Below are 5,910 nucleotides of genomic sequence, written 5' to 3' on the forward strand. Positions count from 1 at the left end.
GTGCCGCCCCGGGAGGGCGGCACCGCGCGACGTCGTACCGGGGCGTCCGTCAGAGGTGTCGGAGGTGGTGCCCTTGCGGATGTCAGACGTGCACGACGGGGGCCGGGTCGGTGGCCGTTGCCCCGGTCGCCCCGGTCGCCCCGGTTGCCTTCGGTGCCTTCGCCGGCTTCTCCAGCCGCAGCGCCACGAGCGCGGTGAGCGCGATCCCGGCCGCTGCCAGGTACACCGCGGTACGCAGCCCCTCGGCACTGGCGGCGCGCAGTGCGTCGCCCGAAAGGCCCTCGGCGACGGGGGAGTTGGCGACGGCCACCAGGAGCGCGAGACCGACCGCCCCGCCGACCTGCTGGCTCGTGGAGGCGACACCCGAGGCGATGCCCTGCTCCCGCGCCGGGACCCCGAGCGCGGCCGCGCCGAACATCAGCGTGTACCCGGCACCCTGGCCGAGGCCCAGGACGACCAGCCCGGGGACGAGCGCCCCGTACGAGCCGCCGGTGGACATGGTGGCCCCGACGAGCACGGCACCCGCACCACCGAGGAGCAGGGCCGCGACGAGGACGGGACGGATGCCGAACCGGGTCGCCAGCCGCCCGGCGGTCTGCGACCCCCCGGCGATGGCGGCCATCGGGACGAGGAAGGCGAGGCCGGTGCTCAGCGCGTCGTAGCCGTGCACGGTCTGGAAGTACACGGTGAGGAAGTACAGCAGGGTGCCGAAGGTCGCCATGTAGAGGAAGGTCACCAGGGCGCCGGTCGCCAGGTTCCGGTTGCCGAACAGGCGCAGCGGCAGCAGCGGATCGGCACTGCGGCGCTCGATCGCGACGAAGGCCGCGAGCAGGGCGGCGCCCACCGCCGTGGCGGTCAGCACGACCGCGGAGGTCCAGCCGGCCTCCGGGCCCTGGACGAGCGCGAAGACCAGGGCGGTACTGCCGACGGTCGAGGCGGCCGCACCGGCCAGGTCGAACGAGCGGCCGGCGGCGCGGGGCAGGTCGGGAGCGATCAGCACGAAGGCCAGCAGCGCGGCGGCGCCCGCCAGCGGAACGTTGACGAAGAACACCGAGGCCCAGCCGAACGACTCCGTCAGGACGCCGCCGAGCAGCGACCCGAGGATCATCCCGCTGCCGCCGGCGGTGCCCCAGACGGCGAACGCCCGGTTGCGGTCCCGGCCTTCGGCGAAGCTCGTGGACACCAGGGTGAGCGTGGCGGGGAAGAGGAACGCGCCCCCGGCCCCCTGGACCGCCCGCGCGGCGACGAGCAGACCGGGCCCGGTCGCGAGCCCGCCGAGCAGGGAGGCCCCGGCGTACAGCGCGAGCCCGAGCGCGAACATCCGGCGCGGCCCGAACAGGTCGCTCGCCCGCCCGCCGAGCAGCAGGAACCCGCCGAACGCGACGGCGTATCCGCTGATCACCCACTGCAGGCTCTGCGGCGAGAAGCCGAGCGAGGAGCCGATGTCCGGCAGAGCGACGTACACGATGTTGTAGTCGATCGAGATGATCAGCTGGGCGAACGCGAGCAGCGCCAGCGTGAGACCGAGACGCGCGGACGTGGGCGCGGGGCTGGACGAAGGCATGGCGAAGCCTGCTTTCGAGTAGGGGCCGGAAGAACGACAGCACGGCCGCCACCCACACCACCGGGCGCCTCGTGCTGCTCACACCAACGAATCTAGGGCCCCCAGAGACCGCTCATATGGTGCACTCAGCCACCTGTTCCATGGGTCAATCTCTGGAGCCGGCCCACCGGTCCCCGCCACGGTCCACCGGCGGACGACGGCAGCCGCGACATGACGAGGGCCCCGACCGCGACGCGGCGGGGTAGGGGACACGATTGAACGACGAAGGTCCGGACCGCACCGCGGTCCGGACCTTCTGCCGGCGGAGGATACGAGATTCGAACTCGTGAGGGGTTGCCCAAACGCGTTCTCCGATTTCCCCGAACGCTGCCCACCAGGGTTCACGCCGGTACTGACCTATGGCGGAGCAAATGCTCAACCCTGGCGGAAATGAGCGAACGAGACCAAAATTGAGGCCTACTCGGGCTACGTCGAGCGGGCGTTCGCTGGGTCCCGCCCGTTCGGACCGGCTCGCGATCCGGGCGATGGCCTGGTCGAACATTGCCCGCGCTCGGGCGGCGTCCATGCTGTGCCTCGCAGCCACCACGTGATTCATCAGGAGTCCGCACGACCTAGGTGATCAGGTGGTGGCCGTCTTCCGTTCTGATCCGGCTCAAGTGCAGGAGCGCTGGATCGCGCTGGAGCACGAGGATCTCCAAAGTTGGTGACCAAGGGGCATAACACCATGCAACGATCGGCATGCTGATAGCAACCAGCCCCTGCAGTCAAGGACGCCTCATGTCTGGTGCGCAAACGTTGATCACGACCGTCTACGAGCAGTGGAAGGAGCAAAACGCCGGCCACATGTCAGACAGCGACGCCTGGGAGGTCTTCCTGTCCTGGCTACTGCTCCGAGAGAAGGAAGTGACGCTCGACGCGATCAGTGACGGAATCGTCGACGGCTCCAACGACGGTGGTGTGGACGCCATCTTCACGCTGTTGGAAGGCAGCGTGCTCCCCCTTGACCATCAGGTGGTGGAGAGTCAGCAGGCGGCGAAGGAACTCCCGGAGGGCCTAGAGCTCACTCTCTTCGTCATTCAGTCGAAGTTCTCGAAGAGTTTCGCCCAGACAACCATCTCGGCCCTCCAGTCAGTTCTGCCCTCGGCCCTCGACCTGGGCACCGACCTTGATTCATTGTCGGACGAACTGAACCACCAAGTGCGGGAGAAGCTGTTCGTCTTCCGATCGGCCTACAAGCACCTCCTGGTCAAGCGACCGAAAGTGCAGGTCAATGTGATCGTCGGCACCCGCGGCCTATCGACTGAGATCAATTCCAACGTCTCCAGTCGGGCCGATCGACTGCGCGAGGAGATCTTCCACAAACTGCCCTCGGCCGAGGTGAACGTGGCCATGTTGGGTGCCGAAGAGCTCTGGCGTATGTACGACACGCGCGAAGCTGAGACGCTGACACTTGAGTGTGATGAGGTGCTCACCAGTGGGGAGTCATATGTGGCGCTCGCTCGACTTTCGAGCTTCATCAAGCTGATCTCTGACGAGGGCTTGGGGCTTCGACGCCACCTGTTCGACGCCAATGTGCGGGACTATCAGGGCCAGGTCGCCGTCAACAAGGAGATCCTCGCTTCCTTGCGGGACTCCTCCGGCCCGGACTTCTGGTGGCTCAACAACGGCGTGACGATCGTGTGTGACGAGGCCCATAACGTGGGCAAAACGTTCGCCTTGAAGAACATCCAGATTGTCAACGGCTTGCAGACCTCGCACACGCTCCACAATTGGATCAAGGAGGCCGGGGCAGCCGGCAAGGCAGCCCTGGAGCTTGACGATCGGAAGATCCTCGTGCGTGTTATCAAGGTGAGTGACGACGCTGTCCGGGACAAGATCATTCGCGCCACCAACCGCCAGACCCCAGTGCCGGATGCGTCGCTGCGCGCGACGGACGAAATCCAGCGCAGAATCGAGGCCTACTTCGGGGCCAAGGGACTCTTTTACGACCGTCGCAAGGGCTATTACCGGAACCTGGGGAAGGGCCCGGCAAAGATCATTAGCATTCCGTACCTGGGTCAGGCTATGTATGCCATCGCCTACGGTCGCCCGGAAGTCGCCCGCGGGAAGCCGAATTCGCTCCTCGCTGAAGATGCCCGCTACCGGCAGGCATTCGACCCGAAGGCGGGCCCGAACATCTTTTACTGGGCGGCTAGCGTCCTGCGGCAGGTGGACGAGTATCTCCAGTCGTCACGGTCCCAGACACGGTACTCGGAGCGAAGGCACCTCGCACCCTTCGTGGCTTTCGCGCTGGTGATGAAAGCCCTGGACAAGGACCCTTCCCACTGGGGGGACATCGCGAAGATGGCTGAGGCTCACCGTACCTTCGGCGACAATGAACTGGAGGATGCCTCGACGACCGTCAAGGAACAGCTGGACAGTACACCCAGGGCTCGCGCATTTCGAAGTCGGACGCCACGAAGCGGCAACCTTTCACGAAGCACTTGGTTTCGGTCATTTTGGCTCCGTCGAAGCTCTTCTGACAGGTCGGCCCCCCCGGTGGATGGCCGGAGTGCACAGAAGTGAAGAAGCTGCAGGAATCTGGCCTGCCGCTCGGGGCTGGAGCTGGCTAGGAGAAATTGGACTCGTACTCCAGTGTGACGTGGCGCTCTAGCGTTGGGGGCCGGGCGAGAACGGCAACGGTCACCGCGTAATCATCAGGTTTATGCGGAATCCTGATGAATGACGACCGGCCGAGCAGGCATATCATGCCTGCCCCGGGCCGATGCGGTCGCGGCTGCGAGCGCTCTGTTGGGGTGCTGCGGTCCGTGAAGGCATTCGCTCCTGCGAACGTGAACGGCCAGGTGCTGACAACGGCATCTTGATCGTGGGCCAGCTTCCTGAAGAAGCGAACCGCCTCCGGCGACCATGCAGGGCCAGTGGTCTGGTTGGTCAGTGACGTGCTTGCGATGCTTGCTGTACAGCAGGACCGGGTTCGTATGGTTGTCGAGGGCTGGACCCGGCTGGACCGGGGCGAATGAGACCAGAACTGGGACCACGGCGGTGCAGCATGGCAGACGATGAAGCGACTGTCGCACGGTCTCACCGCCGTAGGACCACCATCGCGCGCATGACGGTGGTTGCATGATCCGCACTGGCGCAGTGCGGCGTCCGCCCCGGCATCGGGTCATAACTGGGACAGCGGGGTGCGTCGAGCCGAGCGGAACGGAAGCCGGTCTGGTGCCCGCCGTTCTACTTGCGGCCCGGTGTCCACTTCATGCCGAGGCGGTACGCCCGGGAAATCACGTCCTGAATCCCCGGGCCGTCTTTCGGAGTGAACCACCTGACCTCGCGCCCGACGACGAGTTCGCCCTTCTGTCGCTTGATCAGGGCGATCGCGCACGCGTGCGCCTGCGGTGGGCACTCGTCGAGGCGTACCTCGAACCGGTCGCCTCGGTCGGAGGTGAGTGTCACCACCGCGTCGAGGCCGCGGAAGTCCCCCGAGCCCTCGTAGATGTAGACGAAGAGGAGGAGTTTCGAGAACTCGGCCTGGTGATCCAGGTTGATCACGAGGTTCTCGCCGGTGGCCAGCGAACCGGTCCGGTCGTCCGCGTCGAGTGCGACGTAAGGGAAGTGGTTCACCGAGCCGAACGAGTTGCCCAGTGCCTGGACGACGGTCTTATGGCCATCGCTGAACCTGATCATGCATCCGAGGTCGAGGTCCACGTCTTTGACTGCCGCGGCCTGCCACTGGCCCCGCATCCTCCGGAAGATGCCGCGCGCCTCTCCGGCTTTCTGCTGGGCGGCGGCCTGGGCCGACGTCCAGTTCAGGTTGACCCGGATGAGGCCGGACGTTACGCCGTGCTTGTCCAGGGAGACGGTGGGGGACGTCTTCGTCAGGACTACTGGGGTGGAGACCATATGGACGGCACGCTCCTCGGTGGTGGATCGAGGTGAAGCAGGTGTAGCCGACATCGAAGCCCTGACCCAGGTCATCGGGCCGGATGTTCGCTGATCCGTGACCGCCCCGACACCGGATCGCTGTTCGTGTGGCTGAGCGGAGTGAGGGCCGCAACCGGGAAGGGCTGGAAGGTCAGACTTCCAGCCACCACGACGTGGTCCGGCAACAGCCTCTCCAGGCCGCGCTCGGCACGGTCCGCGCTGATCTCCTCCGGCAGTTCCTCGGGGAGGGTGACGGTGACCCTTTGGATGCCGGACAAGTCACCATGCTCGCCAGATGGCAGGGTGGCCCGGTTCCCGGGAAACGACGAAGGCCCGCCACCCGTGGCGGTTTCTAAGGGTCGTTGCAACACGTGGTCGGTTGTTCAGGCCGCGAGCAGTTTATGCAGGCGCTCGGCTGGGGTTTC

At 66.1% G+C, this 5,910-nt stretch carries 4 protein-coding genes; 1 reads left to right on the forward strand and 3 read right to left on the reverse strand.

Features of this window, described 5'->3' with window-relative positions:
- Positions 1-82: 82 nt before the first annotated feature.
- Positions 83-1,564 (reverse strand): MFS transporter, encoded by a 1,482-nt coding sequence (locus ACFWA9_RS37720; RefSeq protein ID WP_380393839.1) that lies wholly within the window; start codon positions 1,562-1,564, stop codon positions 83-85.
- A gap of 777 nt (positions 1,565-2,341) precedes the next feature.
- Here ACFWA9_RS37720 and ACFWA9_RS37725 point away from each other — a divergent pair.
- Positions 2,342-4,129: an AIPR family protein gene (locus tag ACFWA9_RS37725; RefSeq protein ID WP_380393841.1), complete on the forward strand. Its 1,788-nt coding sequence runs from the start codon at positions 2,342-2,344 to the stop codon at positions 4,127-4,129.
- A gap of 666 nt (positions 4,130-4,795) precedes the next feature.
- Here ACFWA9_RS37725 and ACFWA9_RS37730 read toward each other — a convergent pair.
- Together ACFWA9_RS37730 and ACFWA9_RS37735 are read right to left on the reverse strand one after the other, a co-directional pair.
- Positions 4,796-5,464: a hypothetical protein gene (locus ACFWA9_RS37730; RefSeq protein ID WP_380393844.1), complete on the reverse strand. Its 669-nt coding sequence runs from the start codon at positions 5,462-5,464 to the stop codon at positions 4,796-4,798.
- A 71-nt stretch (positions 5,465-5,535) separates the two neighbouring features.
- Positions 5,536-5,763 carry a hypothetical protein gene (locus ACFWA9_RS37735; protein ID WP_380393847.1) on the reverse strand — a complete coding sequence of 76 codons (228 nt, stop codon included), beginning with the start codon at positions 5,761-5,763 and terminating at the stop codon, positions 5,536-5,538.
- Between the last annotated feature and the right edge of the window lie 147 nt (positions 5,764-5,910).

Origin of the sequence: Kitasatospora sp. NPDC059973 (assembly GCF_042737525.1) — a bacterium.
GTDB lineage: Bacteria > Actinomycetota > Actinomycetes > Streptomycetales > Streptomycetaceae > Kitasatospora.

Bases quoted from the DNA above. Each gene is read 5' to 3' on its own strand.
- ACFWA9_RS37720 (WP_380393839.1), bottom strand. From the start codon at position 1,564: ATGCCTTCGTCCAGCCCCGCGCCCACGTCCGCGCGTCTCGGTCTCACG.
- ACFWA9_RS37725 (WP_380393841.1), top strand. From the start codon at position 2,342: ATGTCTGGTGCGCAAACGTTGATCACGACCGTCTACGAGCAGTGGAAG.
- ACFWA9_RS37730 (WP_380393844.1), bottom strand. From the start codon at position 5,464: ATGGTCTCCACCCCAGTAGTCCTGACGAAGACGTCCCCCACCGTCTCC.